Annotated in this window: 17 protein-coding genes; 4 read left to right on the top strand and 13 right to left on the bottom strand. The window is 68.4% G+C overall.

What is annotated here, in order from left to right; genetic code table 11:
* Positions 1-213 precede the first annotated feature (213 nt).
* A complete protein-coding gene (locus J8I35_RS05760; RefSeq protein WP_209924747.1) occupies positions 214-1,131 on the bottom strand; it encodes a metal-dependent hydrolase in 918 nt (305 codons plus the stop codon).
* 593 nt (positions 1,132-1,724) lie between these two features.
* Between J8I35_RS05760 and J8I35_RS05755 the strand changes: the two genes are divergently transcribed.
* Together J8I35_RS05755 and J8I35_RS05750 are read left to right on the top strand one after the other, a co-directional pair.
* On the top strand, positions 1,725-2,066 hold the full coding sequence (locus J8I35_RS05755; protein ID WP_006479474.1) for an FKBP-type peptidyl-prolyl cis-trans isomerase: 342 nt from the start codon (positions 1,725-1,727) through the stop codon (positions 2,064-2,066).
* Between the two features lie 25 nt (positions 2,067-2,091).
* A complete protein-coding gene (locus tag J8I35_RS05750; RefSeq protein ID WP_209924746.1) occupies positions 2,092-2,865 on the top strand; it encodes an AraC family transcriptional regulator in 774 nt (257 codons plus the stop codon).
* Positions 2,866-3,027: 162 nt separating this feature from the next.
* Here J8I35_RS05750 and J8I35_RS05745 read toward each other — a convergent pair whose 3' ends face one another.
* Positions 3,028-3,498: a helix-turn-helix domain-containing protein gene (locus J8I35_RS05745; protein WP_209924745.1), complete on the bottom strand. Its 471-nt coding sequence runs from the start codon at positions 3,496-3,498 to the stop codon at positions 3,028-3,030.
* Positions 3,499-3,650: 152 nt separating this feature from the next.
* Here J8I35_RS05745 and J8I35_RS05740 point away from each other — a divergent pair, with 152 nt between their 5' ends.
* Entirely contained in the window at positions 3,651-4,886 is a 1,236-nt protein-coding gene (locus tag J8I35_RS05740; protein WP_209924744.1) for an MFS transporter, read from the top strand.
* Positions 4,887-5,019: 133 nt separating this feature from the next.
* Here the strand turns inward: J8I35_RS05740 and J8I35_RS05735 are convergent, their stop codons facing one another.
* From J8I35_RS05735 to J8I35_RS05690, 10 genes are all read right to left on the bottom strand, one after another.
* A complete protein-coding gene (locus J8I35_RS05735) occupies positions 5,020-6,186 on the bottom strand; it encodes a glycosyltransferase family 4 protein (RefSeq protein WP_050017960.1) in 1,167 nt (388 codons plus the stop codon).
* Positions 6,186-7,370 carry a glycosyltransferase family 4 protein gene (locus J8I35_RS05730; RefSeq protein ID WP_209924743.1) on the bottom strand — a complete coding sequence of 395 codons (1,185 nt, stop codon included), beginning with the start codon at positions 7,368-7,370 and terminating at the stop codon, positions 6,186-6,188. The genes J8I35_RS05735 and J8I35_RS05730 overlap by 1 nt, the downstream gene beginning before the upstream one ends.
* Complete coding sequence (locus tag J8I35_RS05725; RefSeq protein ID WP_209924742.1) at positions 7,367-8,833, bottom strand: glucose-6-phosphate isomerase; 1,467 nt, start codon at positions 8,831-8,833, stop codon at positions 7,367-7,369. The genes J8I35_RS05730 and J8I35_RS05725 overlap by 4 nt, the downstream gene beginning before the upstream one ends.
* Before the next feature lie 10 nt (positions 8,834-8,843).
* On the bottom strand, positions 8,844-9,989 hold the full coding sequence (locus J8I35_RS05720) for a glycosyltransferase family 4 protein (RefSeq protein ID WP_050017957.1): 1,146 nt from the start codon (positions 9,987-9,989) through the stop codon (positions 8,844-8,846).
* A 43-nt stretch (positions 9,990-10,032) separates the two neighbouring features.
* Positions 10,033-10,992 carry a glycosyltransferase family 2 protein gene (locus tag J8I35_RS05715; protein WP_089489122.1) on the bottom strand — a complete coding sequence of 320 codons (960 nt, stop codon included), beginning with the start codon at positions 10,990-10,992 and terminating at the stop codon, positions 10,033-10,035.
* Between the two features lie 62 nt (positions 10,993-11,054).
* Positions 11,055-13,280, bottom strand: coding sequence for a polysaccharide biosynthesis tyrosine autokinase (locus tag J8I35_RS05710; protein WP_050017955.1), 2,226 nt, complete (start codon positions 13,278-13,280; stop codon positions 11,055-11,057).
* A gap of 51 nt (positions 13,281-13,331) precedes the next feature.
* Positions 13,332-14,510, bottom strand: a complete 1,179-nt coding sequence (locus J8I35_RS05705; protein WP_050017954.1) for a polysaccharide biosynthesis/export family protein — start codon at positions 14,508-14,510, stop codon at positions 13,332-13,334.
* A complete protein-coding gene (locus tag J8I35_RS05700) occupies positions 14,504-14,947 on the bottom strand; it encodes a low molecular weight protein-tyrosine-phosphatase (protein WP_006482944.1) in 444 nt (147 codons plus the stop codon). Before J8I35_RS05700 ends, J8I35_RS05705 begins: the two co-directional genes overlap by 7 nt.
* Before the next feature lie 30 nt (positions 14,948-14,977).
* Complete coding sequence (locus J8I35_RS05695; RefSeq protein WP_124553954.1) at positions 14,978-16,390, bottom strand: UDP-glucose/GDP-mannose dehydrogenase family protein; 1,413 nt, start codon at positions 16,388-16,390, stop codon at positions 14,978-14,980.
* A 74-nt stretch (positions 16,391-16,464) separates the two neighbouring features.
* On the bottom strand, positions 16,465-17,838 hold the full coding sequence (locus J8I35_RS05690; RefSeq protein ID WP_050017977.1) for an undecaprenyl-phosphate glucose phosphotransferase: 1,374 nt from the start codon (positions 17,836-17,838) through the stop codon (positions 16,465-16,467).
* Between the two features lie 431 nt (positions 17,839-18,269).
* On the opposite strand from J8I35_RS05690, the gene J8I35_RS05685 reads away from it, so the two are divergent.
* A complete protein-coding gene (locus tag J8I35_RS05685) occupies positions 18,270-19,811 on the top strand; it encodes a mannose-1-phosphate guanylyltransferase/mannose-6-phosphate isomerase (protein ID WP_050017952.1) in 1,542 nt (513 codons plus the stop codon).
* A 117-nt stretch (positions 19,812-19,928) separates the two neighbouring features.
* On the opposite strand, the gene J8I35_RS05680 is transcribed toward J8I35_RS05685, so the two are convergent.
* On the bottom strand, positions 19,929-20,870 hold the full coding sequence (locus J8I35_RS05680) for a transposase (RefSeq protein WP_050017951.1): 942 nt from the start codon (positions 20,868-20,870) through the stop codon (positions 19,929-19,931).
* Positions 20,871-21,278 lie beyond the last annotated feature (408 nt).

Genomic DNA, 21,278 nt, shown 5'->3' with positions numbered 1-21,278 from the left:
CGCGCACAGCCGCGCCGGCGCTGGCGCGCGGCGATTGCGCGCGACGCGGCGCACGTCTGATCGGCGTGCCGGCGCATGCGTGCGCAACCGCTCGGCCAGGCAGGCGGGCGCCCGGGCAACCGGTTCCGGTTGATTTGCGTCAATCGTCGGAAGCAGTCAGATGATGCACGCACGCAACATGCGCGGCGCCCCGCCGTGCGGCGGGTGGCCCGGTCAGCGGCCCGACGCGAGCGGCGCCGGCGCGTTCGCGCGGCCGCGGCCGGCCGGCGTGCCGCCGTGTTGGCCGTAGCGGGCGGCCAGCGCGTCGACCCGCGCGAGATGGTGGCGATTGTCGTGATCCCACGGGTGGAAGCCCGGCCGGAAAAAGCTCAGCCATTCGCCGGCGATGCGCGGGAACAGCCCGCGGCGCGGCCCGTACAGGAACGCGAGCACCCGCAGCAGGCCGCGCACGTGATGGCCGGCGCCGCGATCGCGCCACAGCAGCGTGACATGGATCAGGAACACGGTCGGCCAGAACGTCAGCGTCGTCAGCAGATACACGCCGATGCGGATCAGGTAACGGCGCAGCCCCGGCTTCATCGCGGCATTCCACACGTCGAACGACACGGCCTTGTGCTCGGTTTCCTCCAGCGCGTGCCACAGCCACATCTGCCGGTAGCCTTCGACCGAACCGGCCAGGCGCGTCGGGTCGCTCAGCAGCCAGTCGGCGAGCATCGCCGTATAGTGCTCGGCCGCCACCGTGTGCGCGAGCTGCATCGAATGCGGCAGCTTGCGCTTCAGGTAGCCGAGCACCGTCCACACGCGCTTGTCGAGCTTGCGCGCGGGCAGCCGGTTCGCCTGCATCAGCTCGTTGTATTCGACGTGCTCGCGCGTGTGCATCGCCTCCTGGCCGATGAAGCCGAGCACCTGCTGCCTCAGCACCGGATCGTCGATCCGGTCGCGATAGTGGCGCACCGAATCCATGAAGAAACGCTCGCCGGCCGGAAACAGCAGCGATAGCGCGTTGAAGAAATGGGTCACGTGGGACCCGAGGCCATGCCAGTCCTTCGCGCGGTCGACCGGCAGGTCGAAGCGCAGGTCGCGACGCACCGGCATGATGCCGGCTGCGGTGGCGGAAGCGGCTGACTTCATGTTCATCGTTCTCCTGTTGCGGAGCGGCCCGGCGCATCGTCCGACGCAGCCGGCGCAAGCCCGGGCGGCACATCGCGCGCCGCCAAATCCTGACATCGACAGATGTAAAGATAGGCCGCGCGCGCCGGCGCACGCAAGCCGCGCGGTAGATGCGCGCTTCCAAACAGGGCACGGTCGGAACGGCGTAAAAAACGGCGCGCGAGCGGCGCCCGGACAGGTCGCGATTCGAACGCGCGGGTTGGCGTACGGGTGACGCGCCGGAACCGGTTCGGCGCCGCGCCGCCCGCCCGCAAGCCTCGTGTGGCGGGCGTGCCGTGGAATCCGGCAACGGTCGTGCAGCCTGCGGCAACGCGTGCCGGTCGCATCGATTCATACACTCGGCGCCCTCGCGTGGTGCAACCTCGGCGCCGCGACGCGCGAAAAATTCAAACGCGCGTTCCAATGGCGTGTCGGGCGATCCCGCGCGCGGCGCTCCGCCACGCTGGGCGACACGCTTGCCGACACGCGTACGGCGGCGCGAAATCCGCACGCGCCGGCCCGCTGCGCGCTCGCCTACAATAGCGGTTTTACGTCACGCTCTTTCAGGAGAAATCATGTCCGTCATCACGACCGAATCGGGCCTCAAGTACGAAGACCTGACCGAAGGCACCGGCGCGGAAGCGCAAGCCGGCAAGACCGTCAGCGTCCACTACACGGGCTGGCTGACCGATGGTCAGAAATTCGATTCGAGCAAGGATCGTAACGACCCGTTCGCGTTCGTGCTGGGCGGCGGCATGGTCATCAAGGGCTGGGACGAAGGCGTGCAAGGGATGAAGGTCGGCGGCGTGCGTCGCCTGACGATTCCGCCGCAACTCGGCTACGGCCCGCGCGGCGCAGGCGGCGTGATTCCGCCGAACGCGACGCTCGTGTTCGAAGTCGAACTGCTCGACGTCTGACCCCGCATCCGGCCGCTTCCTTCGGATGGAACGCATCGCCTCCCCCGCCATCGCGCTGCGCCGCTACGCCACGTGCGAAGCGTCGGACGTGCACGACTTCCACCAGGTCGTGCTCGGCGTCGATGGCGCGATGGTGATGGCGGTGGACGGGGTCGGCCGGCGCATCGACCGGCACGCGGCCTGGCTGATTCCGGCCGGCGCGCGCCACGACTACGCGGGCCTCGGCGAAAATCGCCAGCTCGTGATCGACCTGCCCGCCGCATCGCTCGCGGTGCCGCAGCGGCTGTTCGACCATGCGCGCGCCGTGTCGATCGCCCCGGCGCTCACGTCGCTCGTCGCGCAGGTCGCGGCCGTCGCCGTGCAGCACGATGCGCCGGCCGGCGACGCACGGCAGGCGGCCGCGCACCGTTTCCAGTGGCAGGCCGCCGCACGCCTGTGCGATGCGCTGCTCGACGATGCCGGCATTGCCGCGCCCGCGTCGGGCCTCGATTTCGCGCGCATCGACCGCTGGCTGCGCGCGCGGCTCGCCGATCCGCTGCGCATCGCCGATCTCGCCGCGCACTGCGGCTACGGGATGCGCCGGTTTCATCAACTGTTCGTCGACGCGTTCGGTGAGACGCCGCATCGCTACCTGCAGCGGCTGCGGCTCGACGCAGCGGTCGTGCTGCTCGCCGACGGCCGGCATTCGCTCGTCGACATCGCGGGCAGCGTCGGTTTCGCCGATCAAAGCACGTTCACGCATGCGTTCACGAAGCGCTTCGGCGTCGCGCCGGGACGCTGGCGTGGCGGACGGCACTGAACGGCCCAGCGACGCCGGTTTTCCCGCGATAGCGGATGCGGCGCTCGCTCGCGCCGTGGCATTACGGCCGAATGAGCTTCGACCGCCGCTGTCCGTTCCGTGCGAGGCCGTACCGCGCATAAACGCGCCGCGCGTCCAGCCGATGGTCGCCGCGCACCGCGCTCACCGACGCGTCGTGCCCGCTTCGTCACCGATCTTCTTCACGATAGTCTCGGCCGCCTTCACCGGCCGGCCGTCGTCGTGCCGCAGCGCGAGCTTGCGGATCGCGCGCCCGGTGCCGCGGTCGACCAGCACCGAATGCGGCTCGCCGCGCGCGAACAGGTTGGCCTCGCCCCACTGCCGCAGCATCACGATGACCGGAAACAGCCCCTCGCCCTTTTTGGTCAGCACGTACTCCTGATACGCGGTGCCGTCGGACGCCGGCACGACGTCGAACACGCCGGCGTCCACCAGCCGCTTCAGCCGGTCGGACAGGATGTTGCTCGCGACGCCGAGGCTCGCGCGGAAATCGCCGAAGCGGCGCACGCCGTCGAACGCATCGCGCACGATCAGCAACGCCCAGCGATCGCCGACGATATCGGTCGCGCGCGCCACCGGGCACGCCGAATCCGCAAGACTTTTCTGCCTGGCCATGTTCCTCTCCACAATTGCGCCGGCGCCTTCGCAGGCATGCCGACCATCCGTGCGCGGGCCTTTGGCCCGTCACCCAACAAGTTGCATTTTAAAACCACTTTCCCTACACTCCAAACAAGTTTCAAATTGCAACTCCATTGCGTGAGGCAACCATGGAGTCATCCTGCCGTTCCGGCACCGTTGCATCGAACGCGCGAACCGACGCGGTCCATCCGGCCGACGGCGGCCGCCTGTCGTCGGCGCGCGTCGCGCTGCTGGCCGTCTGCTGCGCGGCGAGCGTCGCGAACGTCTACTACGCGCAGCCGCTGCTCGATTCGATCGCGCGGGATTTCGGCGTGTCGCAGGCCGCCGTCGGCGGCGTCGTCACCGCGACGCAGCTCGGCTGCGCGCTCGCGCTGCTGTTCGTCGTGCCGCTCGGCGACTTGCTGAACCGCAAGCGCCTGATCGCCGTGCAGCTTCTGCTGCTGACCGCGGCCTGCATCGGCGTGGCTGCCGCGTCGACACGCGTCGCGCTGCTGGCCGGGATGGTCGCGGTCGGATTGCTCGGCACCGCGATGACGCAAGGGCTGATCGCGTGCGCGGCCGCGCTCGCCGGCGCAGGCGAACGCGGCCGCGTAGTGGGTGCCGCGCAGGGCGGCGTCGTGGTCGGGCTGCTGGCCGCGCGCTCGGTGGCGGGCGTCGTCACCGACATCGCCGGGTGGCGGGCCGTCTATCTCGTATCGGGCGTGCTCGCGATCGCGATGCTCGTCGTGCTGTCGCGGCTGTTGCCGGATCGGCACGCACCGCGCGAACGCATCGGTTACGCGGCGCTGCTGCGCTCGATGGTGTCGCTGCTGCGCGAAGAACGCGTGCTGCGCGTGCGCGGCACGATCGCGCTGCTGATGTTCGCGGCGTTCAGCATCTTCTGGAGCGCGCTCGTGCTGCCGCTGAGCGCGCCGCCGCACGCGATGTCGCACACGCAGATCGGCGCGTTCGGCCTCGTCGGCGCGCTGGGTGCGGCGGCCGCCGCGCGCGCGGGCCGGCTCGCGGATCGCGGGCGCGGCGAAGCGACGACCGGCGCCGCACTCGCGCTGCTCGCGTGCGCGTGGCTGCCGCTCGCATTCGGCACTACGTCGATTGCGCTGCTGATCGTCGGCATCGTGCTGCTCGACGTCGGCGGACAGGCCGTGCACGTCGTCAACCAGAGCATGATTCTCGGCGCGCGGCCGGACGCGCATGCGCGTCTCGTCGGCTGCTACATGCTGTTTTATTCGGCCGGCAGCGGGCTCGGTGCGATCGCGGCGACGATGATGTATGCGCGCGCCGGATGGACAGGCGTGTGCGTGCTCGGCGCGGGGGTGAGCGTGGCCGCGCTCGGCGTATGGGCCGCGACGCTGCGGCGCGCATGATGCGCACCGGTCGTGCGGATGGAATGGGAAAAGCCGGCCCGCCCCAGACGGGCGGCCGGCATGCGAACCGGCCGCGCACGCGCGCCGGTCCGGCTTTCGGTCGCGCTGCGGCTCCGCTGCGCGCCGCGAGCGTTCAGCCTGCCGCCTGAATCGCCTCTTCGTACACGCCAGCCACGCGTCGCGCGATCACCGCGTTGTCGAAATGATCGCGCGCATAGCGCTTGCACGCGACCTCGTCGGGCAACGTGATCGCCCCTGACAGCGCACCGCCGAGCCCTTCGGCGATCGCATCGGCGCCCGTCGACGGCAGCACGAGATCGTTCGACAACCCGGCGACCGCCTCCGGCAGCCCGCCGACCGGCGTCACCAGCACCGGCGTGCCGGATGCCAGCGATTCGACGGTGATCAACCCGAAGCCCTCGAGCGCGACCGTCGGCACGACGCTGACCGTCGCCGCGCGGTACAGCGCCGCGAGATGATGATCGGGCACGAAGCCGAGCAGCTTCACGTTGTCCTGCAGCCCCGCTTCGTCGATGCGCTGCTGCAGTTCCTCGCCGATCTTGCCCTTGCCGGCGATGAGCAGCAGCACGTCCGGGTGACGGCGCTTGACGATGCCGATCGCGTCGATCAGGTCCTCCAGCCCCATGCGCCGCACGAGCCGGCGCACGGCGAGCACGATCGGCCGGTCCTGCGGCAGTTGCAGCTTGTGCCGCGCCTCGGCCGGCGTGAGCGGCGTGTCGAACTGCGCGGTATCGACGCAGCCGGGAATCACGCGCACCCGCGACGGATCGATCCCGTAGCGGTGCGTCAGGATCTGGCCGAACGCCTGCGACAGCACGATCAACCGCGACGAGCGCGTATAGACGGCCTGTTCGAGATAGCGCTTCGCGCGCTGCCCGAGCGACGCGGCGCCCTCGACCTGGCTTTCGTCGGCCCACGGCCCCTGGAAGTGCGACACCTGCGGAATCCCGCGCGTCACGTCGAGGCCCGGGAACGTGTACAGCGCGAAGTGCGACGAAATCACGTCCGGCCGTTCGCTGCGGATCTCGTCGCGCAGCGCACGCCGCGCGGCGAGCATCCGGCGCGCGAGCGGCTGCGACGCGGGCCCGAAGCCCTGGATCGCGCCGCCCGTGTCGTCGGCGACCTTCGGCGAGCCGGCGACGAGCCCGCGCACCTCGACGCCCGCGCCGGGCAGCGCGCCGACGAGCGAGTAGTACATCCGGTCGAGGCCGCCCGCGCGTTCGGGGAACCAGTGCATGCCGATCTGCAACGATTTGATCGGCCGGGAAGAGTGGGACATCACGGTTGCTCCTGCGTGATTGCATGCTCGACCCGCTCGAACGCGGACGGCTGCGTGGGTTGGCCGATGCGCCGGTAAAGCGCGACGTACTGGGCGCCCATGTGCGCCCAGCCGAAACGGGTCATCAGTTCGCGGGCCGCGTCGCCCATCGCGCGACAGGTGTCGCGCGATGCCGCGAGCGCGCCGATCGCCTGCGCGAGCGCGGCCGGATCGTCCGGATCCTCCAGCACGATCCCGCATTCGCGCGTGATGATTTCCGCGCCGCCCGCCGTGCGCGCGGTGACGACCGGCAGACCGGCCGCCATCGCCTCCAGCAGCGACAGGCTCATCGCTTCGTAGCGCGACGGAAAAACGTACGCGTCGACCGAGCGCATCAGCGTCGGCATGTTCTTCACGAGCCCGAGGAAATGCACGCGCGAATCGATGCCGAGCGCGCGCGCTTCTTCCGGATACGGGCTGCCGGGCAGATAGCCTGCCACCGCCAGATGCACGTTCGCCGGCAGCTTCGTCAGCGCCTTCAGCACGGTGCCGAGGTTCTTGCGCGGCGTGCGCAGGTCGCCGACGAACAGCAGCAGGAACGCGTCGGCCGGCAGCTTGAACGCCGCGCGATCGGCCTGCGCGCCCGCGAACGCGCTGCCGTCGACGCCGTTGTAGATCACGCTGATCTTGCCGCTGTCGATGCCGAGCCCGGCGATCTCGTCGGCCACCTTCTGCGACACCGCCGTGATCGCGCGCGAACGCTTGTACGCCCAGCGCTCGAGCACGGTATTCACACGCGTATAGACGTACTGGTAGGCCGACCACAGCCCCTTGGTGGGTCCGAACGGATAGTACGCACTCTTGAACCAGCCGCCGTGCACGAAGTGCGCGGTATTCACGTCGGCCTTGATCCACGAGATGAAGCCGTTCACGTGCAGCACGTCGTATTCGCCACGGTGCGCGCGCAGCCACGCCGCGCTTTTCAGCGCGAACACCTGCTGCTTGACGAGATTCGACGGCCAGAAGCCGCCGACCTTCACCGGCACCCAGCGCACGCGCGGATCGGCCAGCAACTCGGGCGCGACATGCGACGCGACCAGCGTGACCTCGTAGTGTTCGGCCAGCGCCGCGCGCGCGATTTCGTAATTGACGCGGCCCTGCCCGTCGTTATGTCGCACGACGTGCGTGACGATCGCGATTCTCAATGGTCGCCTCCCCGTGAACGCGCGGCGGCCAGCAGGCGTTGCGCCTTCTGCCAGTGCGCCGCGGCAAGTATCGAAAAAATGGCTGTGAACATCAGCAGGCCGCCGGTGCCGATCAGCGAGTTCGTGAATACGAGCATCGCGAAGGTCGACAGGCACAGGCTCAGGCACGCGCCGACGAACTTGTCCTGGCGCAGCTTGAACGCCGCGCGCAGCGTGCGGCCGAACAGCATCACGACGCCGGCGAGATACAGCAGCGTGCCGGGCCAGCCGAGCACGAACGGCACGTTCATCACGCCGCTGTCGAAGCTGCCGTACTTGCCGAGCTCGCCGCTGTCGCTCGACAGCTTCGTGGACGCGCCGGTCGCGCCCATCCCTTCGCCGGCGACGTCGGTGAACGCCGTCTGCGCGAAGGTCGCGTAGAACTTGTTGCGGTCGTCGTAGCTGCGGTCGTCCTTCAGGTTCGTGATCGACTGCAGGCGCGCGCCGAGCCGGTCGGCCACCGGGCCGACGGTCAAGAGCGGCACGCACAGCCCGACCAGCACGACGCCGCTGATCAGGATCCGCATCCGCACGCGGTTGCTCGATTGCACGAGCTGGATCGCGAGCGCGATCACCCAGCCGCCCCAGGTCGAGCGCACGAGACACAGCGCGAACGACACGAAACCGGCCGCGCCCGCGAACCAGCGGATCTTCTGCGGCGCGACCAGCACGAACACCAGCGCACCCATCATCGCGAACGCGAACGGCCCGGACGAATTCATCGTGCTGAACACGCGCACGCCGTACGGCACCGGCTCACCCTGCGAGCCCATCTGCGAGCCGACCATCCACAGCACGTCCCACTGCGGCATCACGAAGTACTGCACGACGCCGTACACGCCCATCACGAGCATGCCCCACATGAAGGAGGACAGCAGCACGTCGCGATACTCCGGATAGTTGCGCGCGTTCACCATGATGTGAAAGCCGATCAGGATCGGGTACAGCCAGTTCGCGAGGTCGTAGGTTGCGGCCATCACGCCGCTCGACACGATCCCGACCAGGTACGCATACACGAGCCCGAACAGGATCAGCAGCACCGGAATCCCGCGTCGCTGCGCGAGCACGCGGTAATGCCGGATGAGCCCCAGGCCGGCGATCATCGTCACCGCGAGCGGCGCGACCTGGATCAGGCTCGTCGGCGTGAACGCGCCCTTGGACCAGTCGGCCAGACGCCGCACTTCCGGGCTCAGGAACCACACCCACCACATGAAGCCGACATAGCGCGCCGGGCTCTTGAAATACAGCCAGATGCCGACCCCGATGGCCAGCACCGGGAACGCGAGCGTCAGCACCTTGCCCTGGTGGATCGCGATCAGCGCGGCGGTCAACGTCCACAGCCCGGCCTGCCCGGCCCAGTGCTTCGGTTCGGCGAACCAGCTGCGGGTGCGCGACGGCGCGCGTTCGGCGGCAATCGTACTCATCGATCCGCGCTCACTGCGACGAAGGGTGCGAATCGGCGAGCGGCATCGCGACGCCGGCCGCCGCGGGCGTGCGGCGCCGGCGCAGCATGTCGCGCGTGATCCGCACGTGCTGCTCGGCGAACGCCTGCGTGGTCAGGTCGCGCTCGCGCAGGCAGGCGGCGGCGGCCCGCGCGCAGTCGAGCGCCGCCGCCGGATCGGCGACGAAGCGGTCGGCGGCCTGGCGCATCGCCTGCGCGTCGAACGCCGGCACATAGGCGGCCGTATCGTGCGGGAAGTAGTCGCTCAGGCCGCCCACGTCGGACACGATCATCGGCTTGCCGACGGCCGCCGCCTCGAGCATCACGGTGATGCCGGACGCATGGAAATTCGGCCGCAGCGGCACGACGATCACGTCGGCCCACGCGTACAGTTCGTGCTGCTTCGCGAGCCCCGACGCCGGGCCGATCTTCACGTTCGGCGCATGCCATTCGCGCGGCACGCGGCGGCGCGTCGCGAGCCGCACGTCGTAGCGTTCGTCGCCGCCGAACGCGGCGAGGAACGTGCGCCAGTCGCGATCGCGGTCGTTGCCGATCGCGGCGATCCGCAGCGGCCGGTTCGGCTGCCATTGCCGCGGCTCGACCGGCGGGAAATCCTGCGTGTTCAGCCCGTAATAAACGAACTCGGCTTCGCGCCCGAGGATGCGGCGGCACAGGTCGGCGTTGTCGCGGGCGAGCGTGGTCAGCGCGTCGGCGCGCGCGAGCAGCTTGCGGTACAGCCAGCGGCGCGGGCCGCCGAAGCTGCCCCACTTGTCGAACAGCCACACGCTCTGCGCGAGCAGCAGCGGGCGCTTGCCCTGCGCGCCGGCGAGCTTGAGGATCAGCGCGGCGGCCAGATGCTCCTGCTCGGTATGCGTCCAGATCACGTCGGTCGCGAGCAACGTCGCGCGGTTGCGCCACGCATGCACGATATCGAAGCCGAGCGCCGCCTTCAGCGCGCGGCGCGCGAGGCTCACGACGCGGTTCTCGCGGCCGTCCTGCGAATAGGTCAGCCGGAATTCGTCGGATTCGGCGTGGTGATAGCCGTACAGGCAGCCGATGTCGTCGCCTTTCCGGTAGGTACGCGGATCGGCGCCGTAGAACAGATGGACGTGAACGTTCGTTGCAGCCTTCGTGGTCATGCGAGCCCTCCGGGCATGGCCGCGCGCGAGGCGCGCAGGCCGTTCAAGACGTCACCGGCGGCATCGCCGCACGATGGGGGGCAAGATCGGTGCGACGCGCATCGCGCGCGCCGCGGCGCACCGCGCGCCAGTGCGCGAGCACGCGGGCACGCCGCGCGGTCGGCAGCGCCAGCAGCACGTGCGCAAAGCCCGGATAGACGCGTGTGCCGACCAGCGTCCACCACCACCACGCGATCTCGCGCCGTACCGGCGGCAGATGCTCCCGCAGCGTCAGTTGCAGGTTGTACGCGCCGTTGCTGATCGCGTTCAGCGACGCCGCATCGCGCCGGTCGTCGTCGAAGCGCTCGGCCGGGAAATGGTCGACCGCGATCGCCGGGTCGTACAGCAGCGTCCAGCCCGCGCGCTGCACCTCCATGCTGAACGCCATGTCGTTGTGCACCTGCGCGCCGGCGCCGCGCAGCCGCGTGTCGAAGCGCAGCCGTTCGATCGCCGCGCGGCGGTAGCTCATGTTCGCGCCTTTGAGCATGTCGACGGCGCGCGCACCGCCGACGCCAAGGTGATGATTGCCGATGATCTTGCCCGACAGCGTGAGCTGGCCAACGAGCTCGCGCGATTCGTCGAGCAAGCGGCCCTTCTCGTGCACCCAGTCGCGCCCGCCGACCGCACCCACGCGCGGGTCGGACAGGAACGCGGCTTCGATGCGCGCGAGCCAGTCCGCGTGCGGCGCCGCATCGTCGTCGGTGATCGCGACGATGTCGCCGTTCACCGAGTCGAGCCCCTTGTTCAGCGCGGCGACCTGGCCGGCCACCTCGACCGGCACGATGCGTAGCGGCAGCGCGCCGCCGACCGCCGGATCGGCGAGCCGTTCGTGCGTGGCGTCGTCCTCCGGGCGCGCGACGACGATCACCTCGTCGGGCAGCCGCTGCTGCCGCTGCAGCGCCAGCAGGCAGCGCGCGAGGTCGGCGGGACGCCGATAGGTCGGAACGAGCACGGAAATTTTCATCAAGGATTCTCCAGTCGGCCGGGCAGGCACCGCTCGCGCCGGCCCGGTGTCGTGAAATGCGATCAAGCGCTCAGGTATTCGTGCACGGCCGCATAGCCGCGGCCGTAGCCGCGCGCCTTCGGCGGCACGCCGTTGAAGATCCCGCCTTCCAGGTCGACCCCCGCGGTGCGCAGGCGCTTGATCGCATCGGCGATCTCGCCTTCGGTATGCATGCCCGAGCGCAGCACGAGGAACGTCGAGCCGGCCATGCGGCCGATGATGGTTGCGTCGGTCACCGCCAGCACCGGCGGCGAATCGATCAGCACGACGTCGTAGCGCTTGCCGAGCCCTTCGAGGTATTGCGGCAGGCGCGTCGACATCAGCAGCTCCGACGGATTCGGCGGGCGCGTGCCGGCCGCGATGAACGACAGGCCCTGCACCGGCGTCTCGCGGATCGCTTCCTCGAGCGGCGACTGATCGCTCAGCAGCTCGGACAGGCCCGGCTGCACGGTCAGGCCGAAGTAGCGGTCGAGCATCCCGCGGCGCATGTCGGCGTCGATCAGCAGCACGCGCTTGCCCGAATGCGCGAGCAGCACCGCGAGGTTGACCGTCAGGAAGCTCTTGCCGATGCCCGGCGTCGGGCCGGTCAGCACGATCACGCGGTTCTTCGCGTCCATCATCGCGAACTGCATCGCGGTGCGCAGGCTGCGCATGCTTTCGACGCTCAGGTCCTTCGGACGCAGGCTCGCGAGGATCGGCCGCGCACGGCTGCCGCCCTTCTCCGCGGCCGCGTCGAGCTTCACCTGCTCGGCGCTTTGCGGCACCAGCCCGTACAGCGGCAGGTTGAACGTGCGCTCGATGCGGTCGGGATCCTCGATGCCCTGGAACAGGTTGCGACGCAGGAACACGACGCCCGTGCCGAGGATCAGCCCGAGGAACACGGCGGCCGACAGGATCAGCACCTTCTTCGGCTTGACCGGCGCGCCCGGACGCAGCGCCGAGTCGATCAGGTGGATGTTGCCGCCCGTGCCTGCCTTCTGCACCGACAGCTCCTGCACGCGGTTCAGCAGCAGCACGTAGATGTCCTCGGCGACCTTCGCGTCGCGCTGCAGCTGGACGGCCTTCACCTCGGTCGCCGGCAGGCTGCGGAAGCGGTTGCTGAACTTGTCCTTCTCGCCCTGCAGCTCCGCGAGCTGCTGCTTCGCGGCGATCACCATCGGGTGCGAATCGGTGAAGCGCTGCGCGAGCGACGCGAGCTGCAGGCGCTGCGCGGCGATCTGCTGTTCGTATTGCACGCTGCCCTGGAGGTAGACCTTCGCCTCGTCGCTCGCGTTGATCGAACCCGACGTGCGCTGGTATTGCGTGAGCGCGGCTTCCGCGCGTTCGAGGTCGGCCTTCAGGCGCGGCTCCTCGCCCTTCAGGAAGTCGAGCATCTTGGTCGCTTCCGCCTGCTTCGCGACCACGTGCTGGTTCAGGTACGACTGCGCGAGCGCGTTCGCGATCGCGGCGGTCTGGTCCGGATCCTTGCCTTCCAGCGAAATCTGCACGACGCCCGTCTGCTTGCCCTGCTCGCTCACCTGGATGCCGGCCTGGAAGCCGCTGATCGCGTCGAGATCGTTGTAGCGCACCACCGTGAATTGCGTGCCGGGGCGCGCGACGAGCTTCTGCACGAGCAGCGTCACGCCGCCGCCCTGCGCCGCTTCGCCGACGCGGCCGGCCAGCAGCCGCGTGCCGTTCTCGTCGACCAGCGAATAGGTGCCGTTCGGGCCGGCCGTCAGCGTCAGCTTCTTGCCTTCGAGCGCCGGCACGACGCTGATCGAGTCGACGTCGGCGAGCTCGCCGCCCCACGCGTACGATTTCAGGCCGAGCCACGGCCGCGACGGCTCGCCCGGCGTCGCGAGGCGCGCGGCGAGGCTGCCGAGCACCGGCAGCGTCTTCGGCGCGATCGAAAAGTTCAGCTTGAACTGCTCGACGACCGGCGTGACCACGCCGCGGCTCTTGATGATCTCGATTTCCGCGTCGGTCGGCGCCTGCTGCGGGCCGCTGTTGATCGACGCGCCCGTCTGCGTCTGCGTGAGCGCCTGCGACGTGTTGTCGTTGCCCTCGACCCGCACGTGCACGTCCGCCTGGTAGACCGGCTTCGCGATGAAGCAGTAGAGGCCGGCGAGCGCGATGACCGTCACCGCGATGCCGATCAGCAGCCAGATGTCGTCCATGATCACCTGGAGCAACTGGCCGAGAACGAAGTCCTCTTCCTCGGTCTTCGCGGTCAGGTCCGCGTAGGAGTGTTTCGCTTGCGTGTTCACCATTCGTTCCCGCTTGAGTGGTGCCGGGGGGGCGGACGCCGCCCCGGCGGGCTATCAGCGCGTGATTTGCCGCATGTAGAAGATCGTCTGGATCGTCGGCAGCACCTGCTGCAGCACACGGTTGAACTGCACCGAGCCGGCCGTGCTGACGTAGACGACGTCGAGCGGCTGAAGCGGGAAGCGGCTCGACAGCATCAGCGCATCGGGCTGCGTCATGTCGAGGCGGAACACTTCGGGCTTCGTCGGGTTGTCGCGCATGCCGCGCATCACGTAGATCTTGCGCGGGTTCGCATCGGTGTCGAGGATCCCGCCGCCCGCGGTCAGCGCGTCGGCGATGGTCAGCCTGCCCTTGAGCATCGGCACCGTGACCGGCGTCTTGACCTCGCCCATGATGAACACGCGGCTGTCGCTGCGATCCGGCACGTTGACGATGTCGCCCGGCTGCAGCATCACGTTCTGCTTCACCTCGCCGCGATCGAGCACGCCGTTCGCGTCGAGCGTGTACAGCTTGCCGTCGCGCGTCAGGCGCACGCGCTGCAGGTCGGCTTCGGCGGTCGAGCCGCCGGAGCGCGAGATCGCGTCGACGAGCGTGAGCGGCACGTCGCTCACCGCGAGCGGGCCCGGCTGCTTCACCTCGCCCGTCACCTGCACCTTCTGGCTGCGGAACGACAGCACGCGCACGTCGAGCTGCGGATTCTTCACGTAGCGCGACAGGCTGGACGCCATCTCGTCGCGGATCTGCGCGACCGTCTTGCCCGCCACGCGAATGCGGCCGACGAACGGGAAGAAGATCGTGCCGTCGGCGGCAACCGTCTGGCCGTACGGATCGGCCTGGCCCGGCAGCGCGGTCGTATACGGCTGCTGCAACGCGCCCGCGACCGATTGCGTCGTGTTGCCGCCGCTCGAGAACGACTGGCCCTGCGGCGTCGTCAGCTCCGGGTGGTCCCACACGGTGACGCCGAGGATGTCCTGCGGGCCGACGCGATACGTGTACTGCGACGGATCGGTATAGCGCCCGGGCGGCAGCGGATGATCGACCTGTGCTTTCTGCAGCTGGTCCATCACCACTTTGGCGTCGATGTAATGAACCGGATAGGTTTCGGCCGCTTCCTGCCGGCCTTCGTCCTTCAGGTTCGACGAGTCGAGGTAGTTGCCGGGCGCGGTTGCACAGGCTGACAGGAAAGTCGTCAGCGCGACGGCAAGCGCCACCGGGCGCATCGGGCGTTTCAGCATAGTTTCTGTAGCCATCCTTGAACCAGACGTTCGATCAGTGAGTAGCTCTCGCGGTAGTCGGCCTCGGGGCCGCCGTGCGGGTCCGCGATCTCGGCCCCTTCCCACTTGCCGAGCAGGTGGACCTTGCCGCGTGCGAACGGATCGACCGCTTCGACGGCCGCGATCTGTCGGCGCTCGCTGACGAGAATCAGGTCGGCGTCGCGCACGATCCGGCGCGACAGCCGCCGCGAGCGATGGGTCGTCGCATCGACGCCCCGCTCGGCCAGCAGTTGCCGCATCACCGGATCGATGCCGTCGCCGTCGTTCGCGTGGACGCCGGCCGAATGAAACGTCGGACGCGGGCCGCCGCGCGACGCGGCGTGCGACTTGAACAGCATTTCCGCCGCCGGGCTGCGGCAGACGTTCGCGTGGCAGACGATCAGGATGTTCCGGAACATGGCGTCTCGTAACGAGTGACGAAAAACGGGTTACGCGCTCGCGCGCGCGGCGCCCGGCACGCGCGCGGCGACGGCCTGGCGCGAGCCCGGCCGGCCGATCGGGTGGTACTCGATGCCCTGCTCGCTCATCGTCTCCGGCTCGTACAGGTTGCGGCCGTCGAAGATCACGGGCGCCTTCCACAGGCGGCCGAGCGCGACGAAGTCGGGGCTCTTGAACGCCTTCCATTCGGTGACGATCACGAGCGCGTCGGCGTCGCGCGCAGCCTGCGCCTCGTCGTCGACGAACGACAGGCGCTCGAGCCAGCTCGGGTGATCGGCGAGATCGAGCGCGAGCACGCGGCGCGCTTCCTGCTGCGCGACCGGGTCGTACGCGGCGACGCGCGCGCCGCGCGACAGCAGCTCGGCGATCAGCTCGCGGCTCGGCGCCTCGCGCATGTCGTCGGTGTTCGGCTTGAAGGCCAGGCCCCACAGCGCGAACGTGCGGCCGCTCAGGTCCTCGCCGAAACGCGCGACGATCTTGTCGGCGAGCACGCGCTTTTGCGTCGCGTTGACCGACGACACGGCCTTCAGGATCTGCAGCGACTGGCCGTGCTCGTCGGCCGTGCGGATCAGCGCCTCGACGTCCTTCGGGAAGCACGAGCCGCCGTAGCCGCAGCCGGCGTACAGGAAGTGGTAGCCGATGCGCGGATCGGAGCCGATCCCGCGGCGCACGGCCTCGATGTCCGCGCCGAAGCGGTCGGCGAGGTTCGCCAGCTCGTTCATGAACGAGATGCGCGTCGCGAGCATCGCGTTCGCCGCGTATTTCGTGAACTCGGCCGAGCGCACGTCCATGTACAGCGTGCGCTCGTGATTGCGGTTGAACGGCGCGTAGAGCTTCTTCATCAGCTCGCGCGCGCGCTCGCCCGGCACGTCGTCGTCGCAGCCGATCACGATGCGGTCCGGCCGCGTGAAATCGTCGACAGCCGCGCCTTCCTTCAGGAATTCCGGATTCGACACGACCGAGAACATCTGGTCGCCGCCGCGCTTCGCGAGCTCCTCGGCAACCGCCGCGCGCACGCGCTCGGCCGTGCCGACCGGCACCGTCGACTTGTCGACGATCACCTTGAAGCCGGTCATGTAGCGGCCGATGTTGCGCGCCGCCGCGAGCACGTATTGCAGGTCGGCCGAGCCGTCCTCGTCGGGCGGCGTGCCGACCGCGATGAACTGCACGTCGCCGTGCGCGACCGCGGCCTCGATGTCGGTCGAGAAGCGCAGGCGGCCGGCCGAGCGGTTGCGCGCGATCACTTCCTTCAGGCCCGGCTCGTGGATCGGCACGCCGCCGTTGTTCAGGATGTCGATCTTTGCCTGGTCGACGTCGAGACAGAACACGTCGTGCCCGATGTCGGCGAGACAGGCGCCGGTGACAAGCCCTACGTAACCGCTGCCGATGATAGTCAGATTCATGATGTGTCGGACCCCTTGACCAATGATTCGAAATTCGGAAAACCCGAATGCCTGTGCGACGCAGCGCGTCGGTGTCAGTACGCGTTGCTGCCGGTGAAGCCTTTCCACAGCGTCAGCACGACGATCTTGATGTCGAGCCAGAACGACCAGTTCTGCATGTAGTACAGGTCGAGCTTCACGCGGCCCATCATCTTCTCGATCTGGTCGGTCTCGCCGCGATAGCCGTTGATCTGCGCCCACCCGGTGATGCCGGGCTTGATCCGGTAGCGGAACATGTAGCCCTTGACCAGATCCTTGTAGATGTCGTCGTGCGCGAGCGCATGCGGGCGCGGGCCGACCACCGACATCTCGCCCTTCAGCACGTTGATGAACTGCGGCAGCTCGTCGAGGCTCGTGCGCCGCAGGAACCGGCCGACCGGCGTCACGCGCGAGTCGTTCTTGGTCGCCTGCGTGACCTGCCCGGCCACTTCCTGGTGCACCTTCATCGAGCGAAACTTGTAGATCTCGAACTCGTGCCCGTCGATGCCCTTGCGCTTCTGCCGAAAGAACACCGGCCCGCGCGAGGTCAGCTTGATCAGCGCCGCGATCAGCACCATCACCGGCGCGAGCGCGGCGAGCGCCGCCAGCGCGAACAGCCGGTCGAACACGAACTTCGGCAGGATCCGCACGTCGGTGATCGGCGACGCCGCGAGGTTGATCGCCGGCACGCCGAGCACCTCGACCACTTCCTGGTTGAAGAACGACAGCGTGCGCACGTCCGGGATGAAGCGGATGTTCACGAAGTCGTGGCGGAACACCGTCACGATCTGGTGAATCCGGCGCTCCTCCGTGATCGGCAGCGTGAGCCACAGCTCGCTGATCGCGCGGCTGCGCACCAGCCACACCAGCGATTCGAACTGCCGCTCGATGCGCACGTCGTCGAGCGCGACTTCGCCCGGCGCCTCGCTTTCGTCGTACACGCACACAGGGTTGAAGCCGGCTTCCGGCCGCGCCCGCATCTGCGCGATCAGCCGCCGCGCCGCCGGCGTGCCGCCGACGATCGCGACCGCCTTCAGGTTGTAGCCGCCGCGGCGCAACTGCCGCAGCACGACGTGCACGCAGGTCTTCGAGCCGGCGAGCAGCGCCATCGTCACGAGCGCCCAGTAGCCGAGCCACAGCCGCGACAGGTCGCCCGACTGGTGAAAACTGAAACTCATCAGGATGCCCGCGAGCTCGACCGCGAGCCACGCGAACGCCACGCGCACCACCAGCCCGACGAGACGCTTGCCGCGCCACGACTGGTAGATGCCGATGGCCGGAAAGAACACGACGACCAGCAGGCAGTCGAACAGCACCGTCGTGCGCTGCAGGTCGCTGAGCCCGATGCTGCCGTCGTGCAACGCAGCCGCGATCAGCGCGCCCGTCACGACCATCGCGATATCGATGACTCTCGCCAGCACGCTCAACATGTCTGTTTCCTCTTCTTTGAACAGGCGTTTGCCGAACAGCGCCTTGCGCGACCCGTGCCGCACATTCGATTCAAACGTTGCATGACGCTATTGAAGCGACAAGAAAATTCATCCTCAAGCGCACAAGTATTTCGAAAAATAATCGGAAATTCTTGCCGCGATCTTTTTTAATTAAATCGGCAGGATTTCCCGAATCGGGCTCGATCGGGGATTTTTTCTGAATCTTTACGCTTTCCGCTCGCCCTTTGCGGGCGGGCGCGGCAGGCTGGCGCCGGGAATTATTTTTTATTTTTTTATTTGCGGCCGGTGCTACCGCGGAAAGTTCTTCCAGATGACGGCGCGGCGGATATCCGGCATTGGGTCTGGTTTTATTGTCGATTTACTTCATGCTACAACGACAGGCACTGACTTCAACCGTGGAGAGTGTCATCATGAATGCTCCGGCAGTGGTCGCCGAAACGCGCCATTCTTCTTCCGCCGCCCCCATCGTCGGCACGCCCGCCGTCGGTACCCGCCTCGCCGTGCAGCCCGTGATTCTCGCCGGCGGTTCCGGCACGCGCCTGTGGCCAATGTCGCGCGAGCGCTTTCCGAAACAGCTGATCGGCCTGCTCGGCGATCATTCGCTGCTGCAGTCCACCGCACTGCGCCTCGACGGCTTGATCGCCGATCACCCGCTGAACGACGACGTGCTGATCGTGTGCGGCGAGGATCACCGCTTCACGACCGCCGAACAGCTGCGCCTGACGGCCAAGCACGCGACCATCATGCTCGAGCCGCTCGGCCGCGACACCGCGCCCGCGCTGACGCTCGCCGCGTTGCGGCTCGTCGCCGGCGGCAACGACGCGGTGATGACCGTGATGCCCGCCGACCATGCGGTCGCGGACGTGCCGCGCTTTCACGCGGCCGTCGCGGCCGGCGTGCACTGCGCGGCGCAAGGCAAGATCGCGACGATGGGCATCGTGCCGAAGCACGCGGAAACCGGCTACGGCTATATCCGCGTCGGCGCGCCGCTCGGCGACGCCGGCACGGGCGGCCTCGACGTACGCCGCCTCGACCGTTTCGTCGAGAAGCCGCATCTCGAACTCGCGCAGCAGTACGTCGCGTCGGGCGAATACTGGTGGAACAGCGGGATCTTCATCGTGCGCGCGTCGGTCTGGCTCAAGGCGATCCGGCAGCTCGAACCCGAGATCTACGCGGCCTGCGAACAGGCGGTCGCACAGGGCAAGGAAGACGGCGATTTCTTCCGCGTCGATCGCGATGCGTTCGCCGCGTCGCCGTCGAACTCGATCGACTACGCGGTGATGGAACCGCTCGCGAGCCTGCCGCAACTGTGCGAAAGCGTCGTCGTGCCGCTCGACGCGGGCTGGTCGGACGTCGGCTCGTGGGACGCGATCTGGCAGATCTCGCCGAAGGACGACGCCGGGAACGTCGGCCGCGGGCACGTGTTGTTCGAAGGCGCCGACTCGACGTTCGCGCATTCGGAAAGCCGGCTCGTCGCGTGCGTCGGCACGCAAAACCTGGTCGTCGTCGAAACGCCCGACGCCGTGCTCGTCGCGGATAAATCGCGCGTGCAGGACGTGAAGAAGATCGTCGGGCACATCAAGGCGCGACAAGGCACCGAAGCGACCGATCACCGCAAGGTGCATCGTCCGTGGGGCCACTACGACTCGGTCGACACGGGCGAGCGCTTCCAGGTGAAACGCATCGTCGTGAAGCCGGGCGCGCAACTGTCGCTGCAGATGCACCACCACCGCGCCGAACACTGGATCGTCGTGCGCGGCACCGCGCGCATCACGCGCGGCGACGAAACGTTCCTGCTGTCCGAAAACGAATCGACGTACATTCCGCTCGGCGTGTCGCACCGCCTGGAAAACCCGGGCAAGATGCCGCTCGAGCTGATCGAGGTGCAATCAGGGGCGTATCTCGGCGAGGACGACATCGTCCGCTTCGACGATACCTACGGCCGGCAGTAACGCGTCATGCAACACAGGGCGCCGCTTCGCGCGGCGCCCTAAGCAGACATGGAGACACGGGACTTCCGCGCGGGCGTCGTGGCACACGACGGGCCGCGCGTGACACGGCAACGGCGATCAGCCCACGCGGTACGCGTACTCGCGACGCTCCGCCTGCACGGGATCGTTGCGGCTTTCCGACAACGCGCCCGCGCGACGCTCGGCGATGAAGCGCTTGATGTCCGATTCCGCGCGCGCCAGCGCCGACAAGCCGGCCAGCACTTCGCCCTGCGGCTCGCGCGCCGGTGCGTCGCTCGCACCGTGGCGATCGATCCACTGGCGCGCCCAGTCGAGCGCGTACTGCTCGGCCGCCTCGGCGTCGGTGAAGCGCGGGCCGATCAGGCCCGAGCGTTCGACCCGACGGTCGTCCTGCGAGATCTCGGCCCACGCGCGATACATCAGGTTCTGCACGGGCTGCGCGATGCCGCTGATCGTATAGCCGCGATACTCGTCGACCTGCGGCTCGGCCGCGGCGAAGCTCGCGGCCGACGCCCGCGCATGCCGCAACTCCGCGGCCGGCGCACCGGGCACGGTAAACGACACGTCGGCGCGGCCGTCCATCGGGTCGTCCGCCATCGCGCTCAGCGACGCACCCTCGCCCTGCCAAACGTTTGCCTGCGCGCCTGGCAATTGCCACGACTCGGGGTTCTGCCAGAACACGCCGCGCAGACGGTCGTTGTCGGGCGCGGGCTCCGCGCGGCGGGCCGGCACGACGGCCTCCGGCGGCGGCGGAATATACGCGAACGTGCGCCCGCTGAACTGGGTCAGCACGTCGATCATCTTCAGCAGCGTGCCGTTCGCGAGCCACTCCTCGTAGCGACGGCGGCACGTCGGCCCGGACGGATAGCGGCCGGGCAGCTTGGACCAGGCTTCGCCGGTCGTCAGGATCCAGAGCACCGCGTTCGCGACGACGCGCGGTTCGGCACGTGGACGCCCACGACGGTTCAGCCTGATGGGTTCATCGGCGATCAGCGCTGAAAGGCGAAACCACTCTTCATCGTTAAGCTCATCGAAGAACATAGTCAATCTCTCCACGCAGCCAGGCCGGGGCTGCGATTGGCGGCGCCGTCACGACACATCGCGTCGCGGGGCGGCCAGGTTGCACATTATGGTTATCCGGCGTTGTGCATACCGGGCGACACCGCACTTTCACGGTGCCGCGATTCCCGGCAATGGCGCACAAATCGCGGTCTCACTCCAATGTGGGAATTTTTGTGCACGAAGCATACCATCCTCAGGGTTTATCTCAATATGACAATGACTTAATGTTACGCACTGAAACAACCTGCCATCGGCGAGCAATCCATTTACGCTTGAATTTTTTGCGGGATCTTTATGCCGATGGCTGCAAAGGCCCGTCTGGCGGGGCTCCGCAGCGTCTGAAGAATGCGCTGAAACGGCAGTTTCCGCCTGCTCCGACCCTAGCCG

The organism is Burkholderia sp. CpTa8-5 (assembly GCF_017815045.1).
In the GTDB taxonomy this organism is placed as follows: Bacteria; Pseudomonadota; Gammaproteobacteria; order Burkholderiales; family Burkholderiaceae; genus Burkholderia; species Burkholderia sola.
Note: the sequence above shows the minus strand (reverse complement) of the source record. Positions and strands in the feature narration are given on the sequence as shown.

Coding starts and splice junctions, on each gene's coding strand:
- J8I35_RS05760 (WP_209924747.1), bottom strand. CDS start 1,131: ATGAAGTCAGCCGCTTCCGCCACCGCAGCCGGCATCATGCCGGTGCGT.
- J8I35_RS05755 (WP_006479474.1), top strand. CDS start 1,725: ATGTCCGTCATCACGACCGAATCGGGCCTCAAGTACGAAGACCTGACC.
- J8I35_RS05750 (WP_209924746.1), top strand. CDS start 2,092: ATGGAACGCATCGCCTCCCCCGCCATCGCGCTGCGCCGCTACGCCACG.
- J8I35_RS05745 (WP_209924745.1), bottom strand. CDS start 3,498: ATGGCCAGGCAGAAAAGTCTTGCGGATTCGGCGTGCCCGGTGGCGCGC.
- J8I35_RS05740 (WP_209924744.1), top strand. CDS start 3,651: ATGGAGTCATCCTGCCGTTCCGGCACCGTTGCATCGAACGCGCGAACC.
- J8I35_RS05735 (WP_050017960.1), bottom strand. CDS start 6,186: ATGTCCCACTCTTCCCGGCCGATCAAATCGTTGCAGATCGGCATGCAC.
- J8I35_RS05725 (WP_209924742.1), bottom strand. CDS start 8,833: ATGAGTACGATTGCCGCCGAACGCGCGCCGTCGCGCACCCGCAGCTGG.
- J8I35_RS05720 (WP_050017957.1), bottom strand. CDS start 9,989: ATGACCACGAAGGCTGCAACGAACGTTCACGTCCATCTGTTCTACGGC.
- J8I35_RS05715 (WP_089489122.1), bottom strand. CDS start 10,992: ATGAAAATTTCCGTGCTCGTTCCGACCTATCGGCGTCCCGCCGACCTC.
- J8I35_RS05710 (WP_050017955.1), bottom strand. CDS start 13,280: ATGGTGAACACGCAAGCGAAACACTCCTACGCGGACCTGACCGCGAAG.
- J8I35_RS05705 (WP_050017954.1), bottom strand. CDS start 14,510: ATGCTGAAACGCCCGATGCGCCCGGTGGCGCTTGCCGTCGCGCTGACG.
- J8I35_RS05700 (WP_006482944.1), bottom strand. CDS start 14,947: ATGTTCCGGAACATCCTGATCGTCTGCCACGCGAACGTCTGCCGCAGC.
- J8I35_RS05695 (WP_124553954.1), bottom strand. CDS start 16,390: ATGAATCTGACTATCATCGGCAGCGGTTACGTAGGGCTTGTCACCGGC.
- J8I35_RS05690 (WP_050017977.1), bottom strand. CDS start 17,838: ATGTTGAGCGTGCTGGCGAGAGTCATCGATATCGCGATGGTCGTGACG.
- J8I35_RS05685 (WP_050017952.1), top strand. CDS start 18,270: ATGAATGCTCCGGCAGTGGTCGCCGAAACGCGCCATTCTTCTTCCGCC.
- J8I35_RS05680 (WP_050017951.1), bottom strand. CDS start 20,870: ATGTTCTTCGATGAGCTTAACGATGAAGAGTGGTTTCGCCTTTCAGCG.